Raw genomic sequence first — 19,312 nt, 5'->3', positions numbered from 1 at the left:
TGGGCAGGCGAGCGATGCGCGACTGGCGAGCGGTACTCGGGGTGATGCTGCTGGGGCTGTGGGCATGTGGCGGCGACGAGGACGTGTCGATGGAGGACTTCGGCACCCAGGTCGTCCAGGCGCTCTGCGCGCGGGCCCAGCGGTGCGGCGAATACGTCCGGGCGAGCGCGTGCGAGGACGACATGCGCCAGTGGAACCGGCCCCAGTCCCTGGGGCTGGGGACGCGGTACGAGGACTCGCTGGAGTCCGGTCGGCTGCGCTTCGATGGGGCCGCGGCCCAGCGCTGTCTGGACGCGCTCCGAGGCAGGAGCTGTTCCGAGCCCGCCCTGTCCGACGCCGCGTGGCAGTACGGCATCGAGTACGAGCCGGCCTGTCAGCTGTTCGTCCAGCAGGGCCCCGCGAGCGGGTGCGGGATGAACCTGGACTGCGGCTCGGAGGCCTACTGCGGCCACACCTCCCAGAACGCCTGTGAGGGCACGTGCACGCCGCGAGGAGCGGAGGGACAGGCCGTCACCCATCCCTGGAAGTGCGCGCCCGGGCTCGTGTTCGAGGGCTCGACCCGGACCTGCATGAAGCCCGTGGAGGAGAACGTCTCGTGCGTGCGCCAGCACCCCAACGGCACGAGCTTCTCGCTGCCCTGCGCGCAGGGGCTCTGGTGCGACTGGAATGGCTACCGGACCTGTCGGCCCGTGGGCGCGGAGGGGGACGTCTGCGAGGACGTGGGCTACTACCCCTGCGGCCCTTCGCTGGTGTGCAATGGCAACCGCTGCGCGCCGCACGTGAAGGAGGGCCACCTGTGCAACGCGCCCCCCTATGACGTGAGCCTCGGTTTTCTAGTCACCGTGTGCCAGCGCGAGCTGTTCTGCGACGCGGACCCGTCCAACCCTGGACTGTGCCGTCCCCGCCGCGCCGAGCGGCAGGAGTGCCGTCTGGACACCGAGTGCCAGGAGGGGATGTGGTGCAAGGACGCCCGTCCCGAGGCGGGGGTCTGGGGCATCTGCGTGAAGGCCACGGGTCCCGACGACGCGTGCGACAACGTGAGCCGCTTCTGCCCCAGGGGCTACGCCTGCCTCGAAGGCAGCACGTCGCGCTGCCTGCCCATCGTCCACGAGGGAGAGCGTTGCGGCCCCACGCTGGGCTTGTGCGACTTCGACAACAGCTGCGTGAGCGGCCGCTGCGTCGGCGCCGAGGCCTCGTCCTGTCAGTGAGGCCCCAGCGCGGGGGACCCGGCGCTCGGGCCCGGGTCCCCGTGCGACTCAGGCCTTCCGGGCGGACAGCTCGCGCTCCACGTACAGCCGCAGGATGTGCATGAAGTCCTGGGCGTTGGTCACCACGCCGAAGGCCTGGTGGGTGCCCCGGTCCTTGAGCTTGCTGACCACGAACTCGGACGAGTCCACGCAGATGGTGGCCAGCTCGCGCAGCGAGCCGTCCTTCTCCGTGACGAACGCGGGCAGCATGTTGCCGGTGGCGATGGCGTGCAGCGCGGTGGCCACCAGCACCGCCATGGTGGCCTTCTTCGCGTGCTGGCGCATGGCGTCCTGACCGCCCACGTTGTCCGTCACCACGTCCGGCAGCGGGCCGTCATCCCGGATGGAGCCGGTGAGGACGAAGGGCACCTTGTGCACCACGCACGCGTGCATGATGCCGTTGGTGATGACGCCCGCCTCCACCGCCTTGGCGATGGAGCCCGCCGCGCGCACCTTGTTGATGGCGCGCATGTGCAGGCCGTGGCCTCCGCTGGTGGCCTCGCCCGTGCCGCTCATGCCCAGGGTGGTGCCGAAGATGGACGCCTCGATGTCGTGCACCGCCACCGCGTTGCCCGCGAGCAGCGCGCCCACGAAGCCGTTGGCGATGAACCACGTCATGTCCGCCCGGGCTCGCGAGTGCACCAGCGCCGGCCCCGTCACCCAGATGGGATAACCGCCGCGCTCGCGCTCCTCCACCAGCACCCGCGCCATCTGCGCGTAGTCGATGGGCTTCTCGCGAGACACCTCGCTCGTCATGAACTTGAACTCGCCCTCCCCGCCTCCGCCCAGGTAGGCCATGTTCACGTACACGCCCTCGGAGCCGTCCTCCGCGTGCCCCACCACCACGCGCTCGCCCGCCTTCACGCGGCGCCCCTCGCGAATCCACAACTCGCCCTGTGCATCCAGCACCAGCGCGCCGTCCATGCGCGGCTCCCGCGGCATGCGCCACGCGCCATCGATTCGCACGTAGGTGGGCAGGTTCGTGGTGGTGAAGAAACCCTCCGGCAGCACGCCGTCCGCGGGCGCGGGTTCGAAGCGGGCGTCCGGGCAGCGGGTGAACTGCTCGGCCGCGAAGTCGGGATGAGGAATGGAGGTGCTCACGCCGGCCACCATGCGCGGAGCGTCCCACCTGTTCAAGGACCTTGGTGCCACGGCCGACTCAATGGCGGCTGTGTGACAGCACGACTCGCAGCGTGCATGACGCAGGGGGCCGAGGTCACACCCTCGGTGAGCCGCGCTCGCGCAAGTGCGCGACATGTGTCGGGGTGATCGACAGATCAGCGGAATTGGGCCCGCACCCACGCAACTCGGGCTCTTGGCTTCCGAGAATAGGGGCAAGTTGTACGCGACCTTCCTCGCGCGTCACCGCCCCCTTCGGAGCCTTTGCACATGAGCTACCGCGTCCAGTCCGGCGACAACCTGTCCACGCTCGCCCTTCGCTACGGCACCACCGTGGACGCCCTGCAGAAGGCGAATCCGCAGATCAAGGACGTGGACCTCATCTACACGGGGGACACGCTCAACATCCCCGGCGCCAAGGACGGCTTCGACTCGGCGCCGTCGCGCTCGGGTCCGAACCTCACGGGCGGCACGACGAACTACCCGGCCAACATGACGACGGGCGAGGGCACCAAGGGCCCCGGCGGCAGCCCGTTCGACATCGCGCGCTCGCACCTGAACAAGAACGCGGGCTCGCTGAAGCTCGAGGGCAGCGGAGTGGGGGCGGACATGGAGGACTGGGTCCCCAACAACGTCAACTGCGCCAACTTCGTCTCCGCGTGTCTGGAGCAGGCGGGGCAGATCTCCGACGCGCAGCACGACAACAGCGTGATGGGCCTTCAGGCCAAGCTGGACCGGGACCCGGACTTCAAGCGCGTGTCGCTCCAGGACGCCAAGCCCGGCGACGTGGTCTCCATGAAGGTGGGCAGCGGCCAGCACGTGGTGATGTTCGCCGGCTGGGAGAACGGCAAGCCGATGTTCATCGGCTCCAACAACGTCAACCCCGACGGCTCGCAGCGCATCACCATCAGCAGCATGAACTACCCCATCATGTCGGTGCACCAGTACCAGGGCTGAGCCCACACCGAGCCTTCGCAGTGCCCACGGGGCTTCGCCTCCGCCACGCGCGGAAGCGAGGCCCCGTCGTACGTCAGGGGCGTCTCAAGGCTTCGGCGCGAGCGTGAGCGCGGCCTGGATGAGCGGGCTGCGCGCGGAGGACCGCCGCCACGCGGCCTGAATCGCGCCCGATGGTGCGCCCGGCAGCGGCCTCGCCACCACGCCCGCTTCGCGAGGACCTCCCGGCAGCAGCGAGGCGAGCAGCGAATAGCCCAGCCCCGCCGAGACGAAGCCGAGGATGGTCTCTGACGAGTCCGCCGCGTGCAACCGCCGGGGCCGCACTCCCGCGCGCGCCAGTTCCGCCAGTTGGAGTTCACGCAGGTACTTGTCCGTGCTGTAAGCGATGAAGGCGTCGTCCCGGAGCAGGTCCAGCCGCACGCGTCGGCTCTTCGCCTGGGGATGATTCGAGGGCAGCACCAGGAAGGGCGCGGTGTGACCCACGACGCGGGCCTCCACGTCCTCGGGTACCTCCGGGAGGTGGTCCACCACCAGGTCCGTGTCACCCGCGGAGAGGATGTCCACGGCGGGAACCTTGGACTCGTGCAGGACGACCTCGATGTCCGGGCGGCGGGCCTGCAGTCGCCGCAGCCACGCGGGCAGCAGGTGGCGCAGGACGTGGCCGGAGGCGTGGATGCGCAATGTGCCGCCCACCTCGCCCTTGCGCAGCGACTGCACCACGGCGTCGAGCCCCTCCAGGAACGGCGCGACGTGTGAGTACAGCGCGCGGCCCTCGGGGGTGAGCACCACGCGGTCCTTGCCCACGCGCTCGAAGAGCGCCACGCCCACCTCGGACTCCAGTCGCTTGACCTGCTGGTGGATGCCGGGCTGGGTGATGGGGTACGGGAATGAGCGGACGGCTCGCGCGTAGCCTTCGGCGCGGGCGACGCGGTAGAAGCCCTCGAGGCGCTGGAGCTGAATCATACACTCCAGGTTATCAATCACGCATCGATTAGTTCCATGCGCTTTGCGATGGGACGCGGCATGTTTTCCCCATCAGCGAGCCAAGGCTCGCTCCCGAGGAGAAACCATGTCCCGTTCCACGCCCAAGGTCGTCGTCGCGCACAGCTCCGCCTGGGTCATCCAGACCTGGCTTTCCTTCGCCCTCTCCGTGGGAGTCACCGCCATCGGCATCTGGCACCTGCCGGTGGACACGTGGGTGAAGTCCTTCATGGCCATGGGGCTGCTGTTCAGCGTGGGCTCCGCGTTCAGCTTGTCGAAGACGGTGCGCGACCAGCACGAGATGGAGCAGCTCGGCGCCCGTCTGGACGAGGCGCGCGTGGCGAAGATGCTCTCCGAGCACGACCCCATCGCGCCTCCGAAGCTGTAGCCGGCTTCCGCGTCACCTTTGGGTCCGCGCGGGATGCGTTAACGTCGAGCGATGATGTTCCAGGGACTCCAGTTGTTGATTCCAGCCAAGGTCGACCCGGAGCGCGACGCCGTGGCGCGCGCCTGGGAAGATGGGGGCGGCACGGTGCTGCGACTCGACCGCTTCTGGAGCCCGCCCGACGTCGAGCCCGCGCGGACCCGTCTGTATGGCAACGACACGTTCTGCCTCGTGGTCGCCCAGAAGCTGGGACTCACCCTCGTCTCTCCGCCCGATGACCTGTTGCTCCAGGCGGAGGCGGTCTGGGTGAAGCGCGAGGTGCACGGCTCCACGCTGGAGCGTGTCGTCACGGGCCCCTTCCCTCGCTTCATCAAGCCGATGGTCCCCAAGGTGTTCCGCGCGGCCGTGTGGCCCGGGCCAGGACCCTTGATGGAAGAGTGTCGGGGGTTGCCACCCGAGACGCCGGTGCTGTCATCCGAGGTCGTCGTCGTGCGAGCCGAGGCCCGTGCGTGGATGCTCGACGGCCGCGTGCTCACGTGCGCACTGTACGAAGGTGAAGGCAGCGTCGAGGACGCACGGGCATTCCTCGCCACCGTGGCGGCGTGGGAGAGGCTCCCGAGAACCTGTGTCCTCGACGCGGCCCTCGTCGAGGGACGAGGCTGGGTCCTCCTCGAGGCCAACGCCGCCTGGGGCGCCGGGCTCAACGGCTGCGTGGCGAGCGAGGCCGCGCGGTGCATCGCCTGCGCCACCCAGGCCTGAGCGACGACCGCCCACAAGGGCCTCGTCGTGGGCTGGCTCCGAGCATCTTCACCGCGTCGCGGGCCTGGCGACGGAGGCGCCGCCACCGCGCCAACGTCCCGCGAGTTCGCGTGACGCCCCCTCACCCTGTCCGCGAGCCAGCGCTTCTACGGCGCGCCCCGCCCTGCCCGCAGGCTCGCGAGGGCCTCATCGAGCACCGGCAGCGCAGCCTCGGTCCATCCCTTCAATCGAACCCGCTGGGACAGCGCCGCCTGGCCCGGGTGGACCAGGCCCGACACGGTGGCATCCTCGATGAGCTGCGCCTGCTGCTCGGGATTGAGCTCCTCCCAGCGCAGCCCCGCTTGCACGCCCTTGCGCCAGTCGTACCCGTCTCCCCAGAACTGCGCGGCGAGCGCGGCGCTCAAGTACGCCGTGCCACCGTGCTGGTGTTGCCACACATGCGTCAGCTCGTGCGCCAGCAACGCCGCGTCCGTGGGCCCGCTCCTGGGCGGGATGAACACGGTGTCCCCATGCACGAAGGCGCGCCCGGGAATGCCCAGCACTCCCGCCGGTCCCTCCTTCACCCGCACCGCCGCGTAGTCCAGGCTCGCGCCGAACACGGGCCGCAGCAGCGCCACCTCGAAGCCCGTGAGCCGACGTCCCACCGGCTCCAGGCCCAGCAACACCTGCACCGCGCTGACCATCCGCCCGGCCAGCATCAGCACCGCGTCCACCGGCAGCTGCGCCACGCGCACTAGTCCCCGCCGCAGCTGGAACCACCCCTCGCGGCGACGCCCCAGGACGAGCGCAACGAGCCCTCGCACCACGCCCGAGAGCACCACCACCAGCCCCAGCACCAGGCCGCGCACGGCGCTCAACGCACCGGTGAGCAGACCCCACCCCGCGTCCGCCAGACGGGCGGGAACCCCAGACACCCGACTCACGACGAAACCCTCAGCGCCCCGCGGCGGCGCGAAGCGGTGCGCGCTGTCCCAGCACCGACTCCACCAGCGAGCGCAGCATCCCCGGACACCACGGCCGCGCGAGCGCGAAGTGCGTCAGGCACGAGCCGCTGAACGCCTCCGCCAGCTCCGGACAGAAGCGCGCCGACACCAGCACCCGCGGCCCCTGGAAGTCCTTCTCCACCAGCCGCGCCAGGAACGCGTGCGAAACGGCACGAGGCTCCGAGTCCAGGTCCACCACCACCGCCGCCGGCACCGTCCCCATCTCCAACCTGCGCCCCGCCGACGCCACGCCCTGCGCGTGGATCAACCCGAAGGACGGCGCCAGCTCCCGCCCCATCAGCAGCCGCGAGAACGGCGACTCGGAGACCACCATCACCGTCGGCCCACCCGAGCCCTTCAGGGAACGTCGCGCCCCGGACACGCCCAGGACGCCCACCTCCCTCAAGCGAGGCACGGAAACGGACTTGAGCAGCCGGGGCTGGGCAATCGTGGAGGGGGGCACGCATCGGACTGTAGCCAGCAATAGCGGAAATATCAAATTTCACTTCAATTATCCGACTAGTCCGCTCTTGCGCCAGGGAGCCATGCCACATCCCACGAGCCCCGTCACAGGCCCGTGGGATGTGCCATCCGTTCAGTGGGTCTCTTTCAACCCAACCCCTCGCAACACAGTGTCAGGGAGACGACGGTCGCCGTCGGGCCCCGGGGTTCTCCCAGGCCTCCAGCTGATCAGCGAGCGAGCCCGAGGCGGGCAGCTCGGTGGCGCCGCCCTGGTCCAGCGCCTGGAGGAGCAGCGCGGTCAGCGAGGTCCCCACGACGGGGATGTCGGTGGCCCGCTGGCGGGAGCGCAGGGGGGTGCGCAGCGTCTCGCAGTCCAGCATCACCGTCTCCGCGGCCGTCACGCCGGGTGGCAGCCCCATCGGCTCGAGCGCATCCGCGCGCAGCCGGACGAAGCAGGAGGGGCGCCGGCCACTGCAGGAGCGCAGCGCGAGCACCGTCCCGTCCGGCAGGTCCACCACGCAGCGCACCGGCGTGAAGTCGTCGCCCTCGAGGGGGATGTGGACCTCGGCATGCTCGGCGGTGGGCCGCACGCGCCAGGGCCGTGTCCCCGGGAAGAGCGTGGCGCTGGCCAGGTGGTCATAGAGCGCGTTGAGCTCCGCGAGGCCCCGGTACGTGCTCGGCTGGGTGGCCCGGACGACGGAGTGCTCCGCGACGAGCCGCTCGATGAGCAGGTCCACCGAGGCGCCCCCCGAGCGGACCATGACGCCCGCGCGAGGCATGAGGGCCCCGTCGGCCTCCACCGTCACCGCGAGCACGCCCGCCTCCAGGGACCACGTCTCCCGCCAGGTCATCGGCTCGTCCTGGACGCGCAACGGCACACACGACAAGCCCGCGGGCACCCAGTGCAGCGCGACGCCCGGCACATCGAAGTCGTCCAAGGCCGCGTCCCGCGACTTCAGGAACTCCGCGTGGGACTGCGCGAGCAGCGGGTTTCGCTGGTCGAAGCTCCCGGACTGGCCGATGTAGGGGAACAGCCGCATCACCCAGCCCGCCATGCGGTCCCAGCCATACGCGGCCGCGGGCTTGTAGAGCTCCGTCCAGAGCTGACGGTCCGGCTGCCCCTCCGAGGCGCGCACCAGCTCGTCCGCGATGGGGATGAGCGAGGACGTCCACCAGGCCAGGTCCAGCTCGGCGATGACGTCGATGCGGCGACGAATGGCCCGCCAGTCCTCGGGCGTGCCCAGCAAGGTGACCCGAGGGATGCCGCACCGGATGGCCAACGTGAAGTCGAAGTAAGGCGACATCGCATCCATCAGGACGACGTCGCCAGCCATGCGCTCGATGTCGGTGCTGGTGGAGAAGTCACACGACATCAGGCGGGGGAGGCCCGGTCCCATCGCCTCGCGGAGCTGTCCCCGGAAGTCCTCCAGGATGGCGAGGAAGTCCTCGTCCGTCCGAGGCACCGCGCCCACCTGGACCTTGAGATTCCGGCGCCCCTCGTGACGGACGAGTCGCTCCCGGAGCCGCTCGGCATTCAACCGGATGTGCTGGGCCACGCCCTGCGCCAGCGTGAGCCACACCACGTCCGGGGAGAGCACCAGGGGCCGGTGCTCGGCGAAGGCCTGATGCACCGCGGCGAGCAGCGGGTGGATGCCCTGGGGGTCCACCACCGGGGTGTCCGCGCCAGGCGCCATCCAGTGCGTCTTTCCCACCAGCGTCCCGAGCGGAACGGTGTCCAGCGGAGTCCTTGCTTCCTCGACAGCGTCCACTGCGAAGGTCGTCACGGTTACGCTCCCTCGTCATGTCGTGTGAACTCAAGCCGCCCGACGGCGGACGCCACCCGACGAGGGGTTTCTCATCGACCTGACAGGTGCGTCCGCGTGCCTCGGTTCGACATACAGCAGCACCTCCGGGCCGCAAGGGTGCCCGGAGGTGCTGGGATGACTCAGGACTGGAGCGCGCGAACCAGCTCGGGCAGGGCCTCCTCGGCGCGGGCCGTCACCGGCTCGATACCCCGGTCCAGCGACACGTTCGAGGGGTCGATGCTGAACATCCTCGCGTCCAGCTTCCGGCCCCGCCGGTAGACGAGCTCCGTCACGCCCACGGAGAAGGACGTCCCGACGAAGACAATCACGCGGCTCTGTCGCGCCAGGATGAGCGTCCGCTCGATTTCGTAGGTGTCGTGCTCCGTGTAGTTCTCATCGAACCAGAGCACGTGCGGCCGCAGGCGGCTGTTGCAGCGAGGGCAGCGCGGCACCGTCTCCGGGCTCGGGTTCGCGTGGAACGCCGAGAAGTCCACCGACGCCATCGGCACCGTGCCGCGAGGAGCGCCCAGCTCGCACCCCTGGGCGGAGCAGCGCGCCAATCGCAGGCTCCCGTGCACCTTCACGAGCTGCCGGCTCCCGGCGTCCTCGTGCAGCGAGTCCACGTTCTGGGTGACGACGGCGAAGCCGCGCCCCTGCGCCTCCTGCCACGCCTCCCACGCCACGAGCGCCCGGTGCGCCGCGTTCGGCTTCGCGGCCCGCGCCAGCTCGAAGCGCTGGAGGTACATCTTCCAGGACTCGTGCGGCGCGCGCTGGAAGAACGCGTGCGTCCCCTTCTCCATCACCTCGTTGGACCAGACCGCGCCCGGGTCCGTGCCCCGGAACGTCGGAATGCCACTGGCCAGGCTGATGCCCGCGCCGGTGAGGACCAGGACATTCACCGAGGCCGGTCCGCGCACGGCCTCGAGGAGCGCCTCGAATCCCGAAGACGTCATGTGAACACCTCCCCACGGCTCGACGATGGCACGTCGCCGAGCATGACACGCCCGGCCCCGTTCACGCCGTGGCCGGCACCAGCGTCAGCTCGGCGATTTCGGGCGACGGCCCCAGGCGCAAGGGCGGGCCCCAGTACCCCGTGCCCCGATGCGTGTACACGCGCACGCCGGCGATGGTCGCGAGCCCCCGCACCACGGGCTGCTGCAGCTTGATGAAGAACATGAACGGGAACACCTGCCCGCCATGCGTGTGTCCGGACAGCTGCAGGTCCACGCGCACGCCGTCGCGCGCCACGTGCAGCGCCGAGCGGGGCTGATGCGCCAGCAGCACCACCGGCACGCCCTCGGGAGCATTCGCGAGCGCCGCGGAGGGACGGCTCGCATGAGCCGGGATGATGTGTCCCGCGTCGTGGTCCGTCACGCCCGCGACGACCAGCCGAGCGCCGTCGCGATCCACCACGCGGTGCGAGTTGCGCAGCACGGTGAGCCCCAGCCGCGCCACCTCCGCCTCCCAGGCGGGACCTCCGTGGTAGTACTCGTGATTGCCCGTCACGTAGAACACGCCGAGCGACGCGCGCAGCTCCGCCAGGGGGCTCACCTCCTCGCGCAGCGCCTCCACGTGTCCATCGACCAGGTCCCCCGTCACCGCGATGATGTCCGGCTTCAGCGCGTTCACCTGCTCCACCACGCGCCGCAGCCATTTGCCATCCAGCGTGGGCCCCACGTGGACATCTGAAATCTGAACCACCCGCAGGCCATCGAGCCCCGGCCCGAGCCCCGTCATCGGCACCGTCACCCGCTCCACCGTCGCGCGCCCCCGCGCCGTCACGAACGCGTAGAGCACCGCAGGCACCGTCACCGCGCCCACCACCAGCGCCTTGCCTCGCGCGAGCACCAGCGCGTCCGGCACCACGCCCGTCCACCCCAGCACCGCGCCCACGAGGTCCGCCACCACCACGGCGCTGAGCAGGATGCCGAAGCTCCCCAGCCACAGGAACGACGTCCACTGCAACACGCGCTGGGCCGCAGAGGGCTCACCCCGCCCCGCGAACAGGCCGGCCGGAATCGACACGAAGAGCAGCACCATCAGCACCACGCCCAGCACACCCCAGGGCGGGGGCCACGCAGGGCTCACGAACAGGCGCACCGCCAGGTACGCGTGCAGCCCGCCCATCAGCGCGAGGATGCCGCCCAGGGACATCAGCCAGCGCAGCACCCGCCCAGGGCCCGCGCGGCGCTGTCGTGACTCCTGCTCCACCGCTCGAGACTGCTCCGCCACGTCCAGCACCTCCGCTGCGAAGGCGGAGCATAATGGCCGCCCGTGTCGCCTGCCCGGCAACCCGCGCGCCCGCCCGTTAGTGTGGGGCTCCCGGAGACCCGAATGCCTTCGCGCCGCGTGGACAGCCCCTGGCAGAGCTGGATGGTGGCGGCCGCGCTCGTCCTCGGGGGGCTCGGCTGCTTCGCCGCGGGGGTGGCCTGGGTGTCGCGCTCGCTCTTCCAGGACATCGAACAGGCGCTGCGCCGGGACGACGTGCACCGGCTCGCGCTGCGCACCGCGGAGGCCAGCCCGCTCGCCACCGAGCGGCTGGGCGCGCCCCTGACGAGCAGCTTCATCACGCTGCGCTCCCATGACGCCACCGACCGCCGGGGAGGACAGGTGGACTTCGACCTCACCGTGCAGGGCCCCAAGGGGCGCGGCGTGCTGGAGGCCCAGGTGGTCTACACCTCGGAGACATGGACGCTGCGCAGGCTGGTGCTGCGTCCGGAGGGAGAAGATTCCGTGGAGCTTCCCGCCGGAGGCAGCACGCCCGCCCTGCCAGCGGACTGAGCACACCCACGCCACGGGCTGCGTAGGTTCAAGGACATGAAACCCTCGCGCTTCCTCGCCCTCGGCCTGCTCGCCAGCGCTCCCGTGCTGGCGGCGAACTCCCCGGACCAGTACCTCGACCTGCGGACGCGGGAGCGCGCCGTGAGTCTCCGCGTCACGGAGGACAACCTCTCGGGCCCTCAGCTCCAGCTGTACTTCGGCGATGACGTCGTGCGCGGCCGGGCCTTCGGTCGACCGGTGAACCTCCAGGTGGAGGGCGACACCGTGAAGGGCATCTATGGCCAGGGGCCGGTGGACCTGAAGGTGACGGAGGACGGGGACATGCTCGAGGCCGTGGGGACGTTCGGCGGCCAGCTCTCCAACTTCCGGGTGAGCCCCGACCAGATCGCCGGGAACGTCGGCCGATGCAGCTATGAGCTCGTCACCAAGAGCAAGAGCAAGGACCTCTACACCGGCTGGCGCACCTGCGGCGGCAGGTTGGACAATGCCGTGACGCTGTCCATTCCTCCCGCGCTGGCCGAGGACGACGCCGGGCTGGTCACAGCGCTCTCCATCGTGCTCGCGCAGTAGACATGGGTTGAGCCTCGCGAGGGGGCGGCTATGGTGCGCCGACCCTTTTCGGCGGAGCAATCCCATGGCGCAGATGCACGAGGTCGACTTCCACATCTACGGCGATGACCTGCAGTTCGTCGAGGTGGAGCTGGACCCGCAGGAAGCGGCGGTGGCCGAGGCCGGCACCCTCATGTACATGGAGGACGGCATCGAGATGGAGACCATCTTCGGTGACGGCTCGGAGAAGAAGAGCGGCTTTCTGGGCTCGCTGCTCGGCGCGGGCAAGCGGCTGCTGACGGGCGAGTCGCTCTTCACCACCGTCTTCCTCAACCGGGGCGGCGGCAAGCGCAAGGTGGCCTTCGCGGCGCCCTACCCCGGGAAGATCATCCCGGTGAACTTGGGTGAGCTCGGCGGCGAGCTGATTGCGCAGAAGGACAGCTTCCTCGCGGCGGCGAAGGGCGTGTCGCTGGGCATCGCGTTCCAGAAGAAGCTGGGCACGGGCCTTTTCGGCGGCGAGGGCTTCATCATGCAGCGGCTGCAGGGTGACGGTCTCGCGTTCATCCACGCGGGTGGCACGCTGCGCGAGCGCACGCTGGGCCCGGGCGAGGTGCTGCGCGTGGACACCGGCTGTATCGTCGCGTTCCAGCCGACGGTGGACTACGACATCCAGATGGTGAGCGGCATCAAGACGGCCTTCTTCGGCGGCGAGGGCCTGTTCTTCGCCACGCTGCGAGGCCCGGGCAAGGTGTGGCTCCAGTCGCTGCCCTTCAGCCGGCTCGCGGGCCGCATCCTCTCCGCCGCGCGCCCGGGGGGTGCGCGGGACGAGGGCAGCGTGCTCGGCAACGTCGGCCTGGGCTCGCTGCTCGGCGACGACTGAGGGACGGAAGTCTCCAGCGGCGGCGGAGGTCCGTGAGGCCTCCGCCCCCCCTTCGAGTGCTAGCTGCGCCGACGACGCAGGAGCGCCAACCCGCCCACGAGCAGGACCCACGCCCCCGCGCCCACGGGCGATGCGCCGCAGCCGCCGCAGCCCACGTCCAGCGCCATGGGTCCACGCACCTGGAACCCCGTGTCCGCGGACCGGGGGCCCGGCGTCCCGGACTCGCCATTGAGCATGTACGCCGACACGGCATGCTCACCCGAAGCCAATGCGCTGTCGCTGGGCACCGAGTGACGGAACGCGCCCGTCGAGTCAGCGGTGACGGTGGCCACGCGAGTCCCGTCCACGTCGAGCGACACGGAGGCACCGGGCCGAGCCACACCCGCGAACAAGGGCGTCGGGTCGACGACCTCGCCTTCCGCGGGCACCACGAGCACGGGCGTGTCACCTGAGAACACGGAGCCTCCGTCCCCTGTACCCGGCGTACCAGCGTCCGGAGAACCCGCGTCCGGCGTTCCCGAATCAGGCGGCGGCGTCCCGCCGTCGACATCCTCCACCACCTCGAAGACGGTGTTGGGCGAGTCCGGTCCATAGTCCTGGTTGTTCGCGGCATGCCCATGCGCGTTGACACGGTGGGGGCCGGGCCCGAGCGGCGCGTCGTCGGGGATCTGGTAGCGGAAGCGACCGAACGCGTCCGCGGAGACGATGACCTCCTCGCGGTCATCCACGTACAGGCCCACCGTGCTCGCGTTGGGCGCCACGCCCGCGATGTAAGGGGTGGGCCCCACCACTTCGCCCTCCTCGGGCACGACGATGATGGGCTGGGGAATGGCGCCCGCATCCGGCCCCGAGACATTGAAGGCCACCAGGTCCGCGGGCTTGCTGTACGCGCCCAGCGAGTCGGCGATGGCCGTGACGGAGTGGCCTCCCGAGGACAGGGGCGGATGCCCATCGCCCACCGCGGCGGAGAAGTCACCACTGGCGCCCGAGGTCACCTGGGCCACCTCCACGCCATCCACGTAGATGACGATGCGCATGCCCGGGTCCGCGAGGCCCGTGATGCGGGGACGCTCGGAGACGTTGGTCTGATTCTGGGTGGGCGCGGTGATGACCGGCCTGGTCGGCGTGGCGTACGCATACGAGTACAGCTTCGCGTCACCTCCGCCACCGACGCCCGCCCCGTGCGTGGGGCCATGCGCCCCCACCGTGGACGTCACCCCCGCGGCGCCTCCCGAGCTCCCCATGTCACACGAGACCGACGAGCCATGGAGCAGCAAGGAGCCGCCCGCGCCACCACCGCCCGGTCCGAACTGGGAGGTCGTGCCGCGCACATCGCCCCCGCGCCCGCCGAGCACCGCGACCTTGCACGCCAGCGTGCCCGAGGTCCTCACGATGACCGAGCCACCCGCACCGCCGCCACCCGCACCGTCCTCCCCCGTCACCGAGAGCGCGGCCTGACCGTTGGCGGTGATGCTCCCGCCGCCAGACAGGGAGGCACTCCGGAAGAACACCGCGCCGCCGCCCGCGCCACCTCCAGTCGCCACGTTGTTGTCGCCCTCGCCCGCGCCGCCACCGCCGCCGAAGAGGAAGGCGTCGACGATGGAGTACTCCATCAACGTGCCGCCCAGGCCCCCCACGTCACGCGAGTTGTCGAGCGTGGAGGAGGATCGTCCGCCCGTTCCACCGAAGCCCCGGTGTCCGCCACCGCCGCCACCGGAGTTGTGGCAGATACCGCCGCCGCCCGCGTTCACCAGGTTGCCGCGTCCGGAGGCCGTGCCGTAGCGCTGCACCACCACGCCCTCGCCCTTGAAGGTGCCGCCCTGGGACGGAGCGAGGTCGTTTCCCGCGCAGCCGGACCTCGAGATGTTGTTGATGGCGGCGCCTCCACGGAAGCCCGCGCCGTCGGCGGAGATGTTGCCCTCGAGGCTCACCGCGCCCGTGGAGAGGAAGGCCACGATGCCCCCGGAGCTCCCATCCCAGGGCCGCGCGACGAGCGAGCCCGAGGAGGACACGGTGACGCGGGAGTACTCGGGCACCGTGACGACCTGCGCGCCGGGCGCGGTGTAGGGATTCACGAGCGGCGCGGAGAGTTCGAGCACGGTAGGACTGCCAATCGTCACCCGGGACACGCGCGCGAACTCCCAGCGACCCACGCCACCGGGACTCGTCTGGCCGGTGCCGCCCGAGGGGGTGCTCGCCGGGAAGCCCATCGTCTGGTGCACCATCACCAGGCCGCCCACGGGAGGCGCCGCGGAGGACGTCACCGCGAGCGACCTGTCCCCGCGCGCCGAGCCGAGCGCCAGGGGCATCGCGGTGTTGATGACGGTGTTGGCGGTGGTGACGCTGAGCGCGCCGTTGAGCGCGTCGCCCAGACCGAACGAGTCAGGCTCGGCCAGGGCGGCCGAGGACCACAGCAACAGCAGCGGGAGGCAGGACACGAGACGCATGTCCCCCCATGCTGCCTCAGAACCCGGGATTATCGCGAGAGCGTGACAGGTCCTCCCGCACCTCACTCCCCCGTGCGGGAACGCAGATCCCGGGCGTTCCGAGGGGCGAAGAAGGGCTGCCGCGCGAAGCGTTGCAGGGTGCGCTTGTCGACACACCAGAGCTGGAGTGCGTCCTCCCACTCGCCCAGCTCGGCGATGGCGCGGGCGTCGGGGGCGTCCCGGTAGAGGTCGTTGAGGTTGTGGACGAGGACGGAGAGGTCCTCCACCTCCCACTTCTCGGTCACGTCGCCGACCTGGACGTGCAGCTCGAGGACGGGGCACTCGCGGACGTCGACGACCTTGAGGTTGCGAGCGGGGCCGCCCATGGCGGTGGTGAGGGGGCCCATGAGCTCGTCGGGGCGGACGCCGTAGGCGACGGAGAGGCCGCCCTGGAGGAGGCCCGCGTCGCACAGGCGCAGTAGGGAGACGTGGGGCGGCTCGCCGTGGCGCACGAGCTCGGCGGCGGCATCGCGGTCCTTGAGGAGGCGCTCCTTGGTGAGGGTGTCGAGCAGGGAGGACATGAGGGCGCGGAGCCTATCGCTCCTCGCCGCTCCAGTAGTCCACTTCGGCGGAGAGGGGCAGGACGGTGAACAGCGTTCGAGAGGCCTTGTCGCCCCCGGGCGCGGAGCCCGCGGTGACACAGAGCTTCTTCGAGTCCGGGTACACCATGACGTCCGGCTCCACCATGGTGGAGAACGCGAGGTAGCGGAGTGTCCCGGTGCCGTCGTTGAGGAGCTGGTGCGCGGACTGTGCGCCCGGGGGAAGGGCCACGTAGTCACCGGCCTTCACGGGGAGCGTCGAGTCACCGAGGCGCAAGAGGCCGGTGCCGGAGAGGATGAGGTAGGCCTCCTCGTTGGCCAGGTGGAAGTGGAGCGGGAAGGCGTGCTTGCCCGGAGCGAGCTCCATGAGGCTGCAGCCGAGCTTCTGTCCCTTCGCCGCGGCACCGAGCTGCTTGCGACGGTAGGCCACGCGGGGGCCCTGTGTGACTTCCGTCCACGGGAGGTCCGGCTCGTGGATGAGGTGGGGATGTGAGGACATGGGGTGTGCTCCGTGAACGCGGGGAGGTGCGGCGCCCGAGGTGCAAGCACCGTGGGGATGTGACAGGGACGCGCGGCGAGGAAGATGGAGGGATTGACGGGCCCCCTCTCAAGGACGCGTGGCGAGGAGCGCGAAGACGCGGTGAGGGATGTCGAGCGTGTCCTGTGGGAAGCGCTCGGTGAGGAGACGAGCGTGGGCGGCGTCGAAGCGCTCCACGTCGTCGGGGGGCAGGGTCGCGGCGACCAGGGCGCTGGCGCGGCAGCGACCGCGCCAGGACTCGTGGGTGTAGGGCAAGAGCACATCGAAGGAGAAGGTCTCCAGGGGCGTGAAGCCAGCGTCGGTGACGTCGCGGAGCCACTGGGGATAGAGCCCCACGCCACAGCCGAAGCGTGCGTGGTCGGGAGGGTCGGGATTGAAGGCGCTCATGAGCGCCTCGGTGGCCTCGACGACATTGCCAGGCAGTGGAAGCCAGTCGAGGTGGGCGATGATGAGCCGACCACCAGGGACGAGCAGGCGCAGTGCCTCGCGAGCCGCTGCGGGGCGGTCGAACCAGTGCCAGCACTGTCCAGCGGTCACGAGGTCGAAGGCACTGGCGGGGAGCCCCGTGGCTTCGGCGGGGGCCTCACGGAAGTCCATCGAGAGCGCCGCGTCCGAGGCGAGCTGACAGGCCGCCGAGAGCATGTTCTCAGAGATATCGGTCGCGGTGACGGAGCAGCCATGACGGGCGAGTCCCCGAGCAACGGTGCCGGTTCCCGAGCCGACGTCGACGGCGCGCAAGCCAGGACGCAGCACACCTTCACGAGCGAGCCGGGTGAAGAAGGCGTCCGGGAAGCCCTGGCGGTGTTTCGAGTAGTCGGAGGACGTGCGTCCGAAGTCGACGACAGAAGGCATGACGGTGCTCCTCTCGGCGCAATCACGAGTGGGACGCGAGCGGAAAGGCTCACATCGACAAGTGAATCGAGTCGAGTCGAGAATGGAGAGACGGGAGGTTGCGAGAGAATGAGTAGACGCAAGGGTGGACGCTCTCAATCTCGATTCGTCCATCGACCTGAGGACGAGCTGGTGACGGCGGTGGAGGCCGCGGCGCTCCTGGGAGTGAAGCGGGCGACGCTCTACACCTACGTGAGCCGAGGGCTCGTGCGCTGCGTGCCGGAGCCGGGCTCGAAGGAGAACCGCTATGTGCGCTCGGACCTGGAGCGGCTGAAGGTCCGGCACGACGCGCGGGCGGGGCACGCGGCGGTGGCGTCAGGTGCACTGAGGTGGGGAGAGCCGGTCATCGACTCATCCGTGTCCCAGGTGGGAGCGGAGGGGCTCGCGTACCGGGGGCACTCCGCGGTGGAGCTGGCGACGAGTGGGAGGAGCCTCGAGTCCGTGGCGGAGCTGCTGTGGTCGGGGGCGCTGCCCGAGGAGGACCCACGCTGGGCAAGCGAGGAGCCCGCGTTGCCGCCTTCCGAGTTGGCGAGACTGTTGCCGCGAGGAACGACGCCGGTGGCGGCGTTGTCGGCACTGGTGCCGTTGCTGGCGGCAAGGGATGCGGGGCGTTTCGCGGCGCCTCCGGAGCAAGAGAAGGCGCGGGCGCGAAGGCTGCTGCGACAGTTGGCGGGCTGGGCAAGCGTGGCGCAGGCACCCGGGCGCGTGGCCCGAGCCCTGCGAGCACCGACGGTGGCCGAGTCGCTCGCCATCGCGTGGGACACCCAGGTGAAGCGAGCGCCGGAGTTGCTCAATCGAGCCCTGGTGTTGTGCGCGGACCACGAACTGAACGTGTCGACGTTCACGGCCCGGGTGACGGCCTCCTCGGGAGCGGACCTCTATGCCTGCGTGAGCGCGGCACTGGCGGCGTTGTCAGGGCCGAGGCACGGCGGGGCCTGCGACAGGGTGGAGGCGCTGTTGTCGGAAGTGGGGAAGCCCGAGCGAGCGACGGCGGTGGTGCACGAGCGCCTACGTCGAGGTGACGCGGTGCCAGGCTTCGGGCACCAGCTGTACCCCGACGGCGACCCGAGGTCTCCGCCCATCATGGACGCGGCGCGAGAGGTGAAGCCCGAAGCGCAAAGTGTGCGCGTGGCGAGGGCGGTCCTCGATGCGATGCGCAAGGCCGGGCATCCGGAGCCGACGATAGACCTGGGGTTGGTCATGCTCGCGGAAGCCCTGGGCCTCCCACCCGGCGCCGCAGCCACCTTGTTCGCCGTGGGGCGCATGACAGGCTGGGTCGCGCACATCCTGGAGCAACGTGAGCAGGGACACCTGCTGCGTCCCAGGGCTCGTTACGTAGCAAGTGGAGCCGCAACCAGGGCCTCCATCCCCAATTCCTGAATCGCTGCGTCGTACATTCCCATTGCAACAAGAAGGATGAGAGTGGACCAACAGGTTCACTCCGAGGCGCGTCTCGCTACGCGGACTCGTGTCCAGCAATCTGGACGGTCGCTTTCATCAGGACACCAACAATCCCTGGCACGAATCGTGCGTATCCAGGAAAGCGCCAGAACCCGTCGACGGCGCTGAGCAGCCAACCCATCGAAGTCAACGACAAACAGCGTATCGCCCACTCGCTGCCTCACTTGTCAGCCCGAGAGAGCAACATCGTCGGCCCCGTTCCAGCGTAGCTGTCAGCCAATTCCCCGACCCGAAGGAGTCCATCCCACCCAATGGCCAAACGGCACCTCACGCTCGCAGTCCTGCTGATTCCACTCTCATTCCTACACACCCATTGCGCCAAGGACACGGAGGAACCCACCCCGAGCCCGCCCAAATCCACATCCTCGACAACCCCCGTACTCAGCGAGCATCGATTCAAGTCCGCCAGCAAAGGGGCGCTCAAAGCCCTCGGCGACTCCTGCTCCGCATCCGGCCCCGCCGAATGCATCTCCAACGTCTGTATCCACCTCG

Annotated in this window: 19 protein-coding genes; 8 read left to right on the top strand and 11 right to left on the bottom strand. The window is 70.1% G+C overall.

Translation table 11 applies throughout. The features are described from left to right. Positions 1-14 precede the first annotated feature (14 nt). Positions 15-1,208 (top strand): Dickkopf N-terminal cysteine-rich domain-containing protein, encoded by a 1,194-nt coding sequence (locus AC6JA9_RS02545; RefSeq protein WP_223749752.1) that lies wholly within the window; start codon positions 15-17, stop codon positions 1,206-1,208. A 48-nt stretch (positions 1,209-1,256) separates the two neighbouring features. On the opposite strand, the gene AC6JA9_RS02540 is transcribed toward AC6JA9_RS02545, so the two are convergent. Then, a complete protein-coding gene (locus AC6JA9_RS02540) occupies positions 1,257-2,348 on the bottom strand; it encodes a putative NPN-dependent ornithine cyclodeaminase (RefSeq protein WP_223749751.1) in 1,092 nt (363 codons plus the stop codon). 288 nt (positions 2,349-2,636) lie between these two features. Here AC6JA9_RS02540 and AC6JA9_RS02535 point away from each other — a divergent pair, with 288 nt between their 5' ends. Continuing rightward, positions 2,637-3,323, top strand: coding sequence for a LysM peptidoglycan-binding domain-containing protein (locus AC6JA9_RS02535; RefSeq protein ID WP_267698369.1), 687 nt, complete (start codon positions 2,637-2,639; stop codon positions 3,321-3,323). A gap of 84 nt (positions 3,324-3,407) precedes the next feature. Here AC6JA9_RS02535 and AC6JA9_RS02530 read toward each other — a convergent pair whose 3' ends face one another. Beyond that, positions 3,408-4,283 (bottom strand): LysR family transcriptional regulator, encoded by an 876-nt coding sequence (locus tag AC6JA9_RS02530; protein WP_223782256.1) that lies wholly within the window; start codon positions 4,281-4,283, stop codon positions 3,408-3,410. 106 nt (positions 4,284-4,389) lie between these two features. Here AC6JA9_RS02530 and AC6JA9_RS02525 point away from each other — a divergent pair, with 106 nt between their 5' ends. Both AC6JA9_RS02525 and AC6JA9_RS02520 read left to right on the top strand, forming a co-directional pair. Beyond that, complete coding sequence (locus tag AC6JA9_RS02525; RefSeq protein WP_074948559.1) at positions 4,390-4,689, top strand: YiaA/YiaB family inner membrane protein; 300 nt, start codon at positions 4,390-4,392, stop codon at positions 4,687-4,689. Positions 4,690-4,740: 51 nt separating this feature from the next. After that, complete coding sequence (locus AC6JA9_RS02520; RefSeq protein ID WP_473566701.1) at positions 4,741-5,445, top strand: ATP-grasp domain-containing protein; 705 nt, start codon at positions 4,741-4,743, stop codon at positions 5,443-5,445. A gap of 146 nt (positions 5,446-5,591) precedes the next feature. Here AC6JA9_RS02520 and AC6JA9_RS02515 read toward each other — a convergent pair whose 3' ends face one another. The 5 genes from AC6JA9_RS02515 to AC6JA9_RS02495 form a co-directional block, all read right to left on the bottom strand. Continuing rightward, complete coding sequence (locus AC6JA9_RS02515) at positions 5,592-6,173, bottom strand: eCIS core domain-containing protein (protein ID WP_497959027.1); 582 nt, start codon at positions 6,171-6,173, stop codon at positions 5,592-5,594. A gap of 205 nt (positions 6,174-6,378) precedes the next feature. After that, on the bottom strand, positions 6,379-6,891 hold the full coding sequence (locus AC6JA9_RS02510; protein ID WP_497959026.1) for a hypothetical protein: 513 nt from the start codon (positions 6,889-6,891) through the stop codon (positions 6,379-6,381). 172 nt (positions 6,892-7,063) lie between these two features. After that, entirely contained in the window at positions 7,064-8,674 is a 1,611-nt protein-coding gene (locus tag AC6JA9_RS02505; protein ID WP_497959025.1) for a DUF4419 domain-containing protein, read from the bottom strand. A gap of 161 nt (positions 8,675-8,835) precedes the next feature. Next, positions 8,836-9,648: an SIR2 family NAD-dependent protein deacylase gene (locus AC6JA9_RS02500; protein ID WP_483576835.1), complete on the bottom strand. Its 813-nt coding sequence runs from the start codon at positions 9,646-9,648 to the stop codon at positions 8,836-8,838. Between the two features lie 61 nt (positions 9,649-9,709). After that, positions 9,710-10,849, bottom strand: coding sequence for a metallophosphoesterase (locus AC6JA9_RS02495; RefSeq protein WP_408891791.1), 1,140 nt, complete (start codon positions 10,847-10,849; stop codon positions 9,710-9,712). A 180-nt stretch (positions 10,850-11,029) separates the two neighbouring features. Between AC6JA9_RS02495 and AC6JA9_RS02490 the strand changes: the two genes are divergently transcribed. The 3 genes from AC6JA9_RS02490 to AC6JA9_RS02480 all read left to right on the top strand — a co-directional run bounded on the left by AC6JA9_RS02490 (position 11,030) and on the right by AC6JA9_RS02480 (position 12,905). Further along, complete coding sequence (locus tag AC6JA9_RS02490) at positions 11,030-11,476, top strand: cytochrome c oxidase assembly factor Coa1 family protein (RefSeq protein ID WP_141324679.1); 447 nt, start codon at positions 11,030-11,032, stop codon at positions 11,474-11,476. 36 nt (positions 11,477-11,512) lie between these two features. After that, positions 11,513-12,046: a hypothetical protein gene (locus AC6JA9_RS02485; RefSeq protein WP_223749742.1), complete on the top strand. Its 534-nt coding sequence runs from the start codon at positions 11,513-11,515 to the stop codon at positions 12,044-12,046. A gap of 64 nt (positions 12,047-12,110) precedes the next feature. Beyond that, positions 12,111-12,905: a TIGR00266 family protein gene (locus AC6JA9_RS02480; RefSeq protein ID WP_046710615.1), complete on the top strand. Its 795-nt coding sequence runs from the start codon at positions 12,111-12,113 to the stop codon at positions 12,903-12,905. A 59-nt stretch (positions 12,906-12,964) separates the two neighbouring features. Here AC6JA9_RS02480 and agmC read toward each other — a convergent pair whose 3' ends face one another. From agmC to AC6JA9_RS02460, 4 genes are all read right to left on the bottom strand, one after another. Further along, complete coding sequence (gene agmC, locus AC6JA9_RS02475; RefSeq protein ID WP_483576834.1) at positions 12,965-15,352, bottom strand: adventurous gliding motility protein AgmC; 2,388 nt, start codon at positions 15,350-15,352, stop codon at positions 12,965-12,967. Between the two features lie 62 nt (positions 15,353-15,414). Then, positions 15,415-15,912 carry a hypothetical protein gene (locus AC6JA9_RS02470; protein WP_483576833.1) on the bottom strand — a complete coding sequence of 166 codons (498 nt, stop codon included), beginning with the start codon at positions 15,910-15,912 and terminating at the stop codon, positions 15,415-15,417. A 13-nt stretch (positions 15,913-15,925) separates the two neighbouring features. Further along, complete coding sequence (locus AC6JA9_RS02465) at positions 15,926-16,429, bottom strand: cupin domain-containing protein (protein WP_223749739.1); 504 nt, start codon at positions 16,427-16,429, stop codon at positions 15,926-15,928. Between the two features lie 108 nt (positions 16,430-16,537). After that, positions 16,538-17,320, bottom strand: coding sequence for a class I SAM-dependent methyltransferase (locus tag AC6JA9_RS02460; RefSeq protein WP_497959024.1), 783 nt, complete (start codon positions 17,318-17,320; stop codon positions 16,538-16,540). A gap of 108 nt (positions 17,321-17,428) precedes the next feature. On the opposite strand from AC6JA9_RS02460, the gene AC6JA9_RS02455 reads away from it, so the two are divergent. Further along, the gene (locus tag AC6JA9_RS02455; protein ID WP_483576832.1) at positions 17,429-18,739 is read left to right on the top strand and encodes a citrate/2-methylcitrate synthase; all 1,311 of its coding nucleotides are present in this window, start codon (positions 17,429-17,431) and stop codon (positions 18,737-18,739) included. Positions 18,740-19,312 lie beyond the last annotated feature (573 nt).

The sequence above is a fragment of the Myxococcus sp. MH1 genome (assembly GCF_059738865.1).
Note: the sequence above shows the minus strand (reverse complement) of the source record. Positions and strands in the feature narration are given on the sequence as shown.

What these genes read in the sequence shown, in the direction of transcription:
- AC6JA9_RS02545 (WP_223749752.1), top strand. Translation starts at nt 15, where the DNA reads ATGCGCGACTGGCGAGCGGTACTCGGGGTGATGCTGCTGGGGCTGTGG.
- AC6JA9_RS02535 (WP_267698369.1), top strand. Translation starts at nt 2,637, where the DNA reads ATGAGCTACCGCGTCCAGTCCGGCGACAACCTGTCCACGCTCGCCCTT.
- AC6JA9_RS02530 (WP_223782256.1), bottom strand. Translation starts at nt 4,283, where the DNA reads ATGATTCAGCTCCAGCGCCTCGAGGGCTTCTACCGCGTCGCCCGCGCC.
- AC6JA9_RS02525 (WP_074948559.1), top strand. Translation starts at nt 4,390, where the DNA reads ATGTCCCGTTCCACGCCCAAGGTCGTCGTCGCGCACAGCTCCGCCTGG.
- AC6JA9_RS02520 (WP_473566701.1), top strand. Translation starts at nt 4,741, where the DNA reads ATGATGTTCCAGGGACTCCAGTTGTTGATTCCAGCCAAGGTCGACCCG.
- AC6JA9_RS02500 (WP_483576835.1), bottom strand. Translation starts at nt 9,648, where the DNA reads ATGACGTCTTCGGGATTCGAGGCGCTCCTCGAGGCCGTGCGCGGACCG.
- AC6JA9_RS02495 (WP_408891791.1), bottom strand. Translation starts at nt 10,849, where the DNA reads ATGTCCCTGGGCGGCATCCTCGCGCTGATGGGCGGGCTGCACGCGTAC.
- AC6JA9_RS02490 (WP_141324679.1), top strand. Translation starts at nt 11,030, where the DNA reads ATGCCTTCGCGCCGCGTGGACAGCCCCTGGCAGAGCTGGATGGTGGCG.
- AC6JA9_RS02485 (WP_223749742.1), top strand. Translation starts at nt 11,513, where the DNA reads ATGAAACCCTCGCGCTTCCTCGCCCTCGGCCTGCTCGCCAGCGCTCCC.
- AC6JA9_RS02480 (WP_046710615.1), top strand. Translation starts at nt 12,111, where the DNA reads ATGGCGCAGATGCACGAGGTCGACTTCCACATCTACGGCGATGACCTG.
- agmC (WP_483576834.1), bottom strand. Translation starts at nt 15,352, where the DNA reads ATGCGTCTCGTGTCCTGCCTCCCGCTGCTGTTGCTGTGGTCCTCGGCC.
- AC6JA9_RS02470 (WP_483576833.1), bottom strand. Translation starts at nt 15,912, where the DNA reads ATGTCCTCCCTGCTCGACACCCTCACCAAGGAGCGCCTCCTCAAGGAC.
- AC6JA9_RS02465 (WP_223749739.1), bottom strand. Translation starts at nt 16,429, where the DNA reads ATGTCCTCACATCCCCACCTCATCCACGAGCCGGACCTCCCGTGGACG.
- AC6JA9_RS02460 (WP_497959024.1), bottom strand. Translation starts at nt 17,320, where the DNA reads ATGCCTTCTGTCGTCGACTTCGGACGCACGTCCTCCGACTACTCGAAA.
- AC6JA9_RS02455 (WP_483576832.1), top strand. Translation starts at nt 17,429, where the DNA reads ATGAGTAGACGCAAGGGTGGACGCTCTCAATCTCGATTCGTCCATCGA.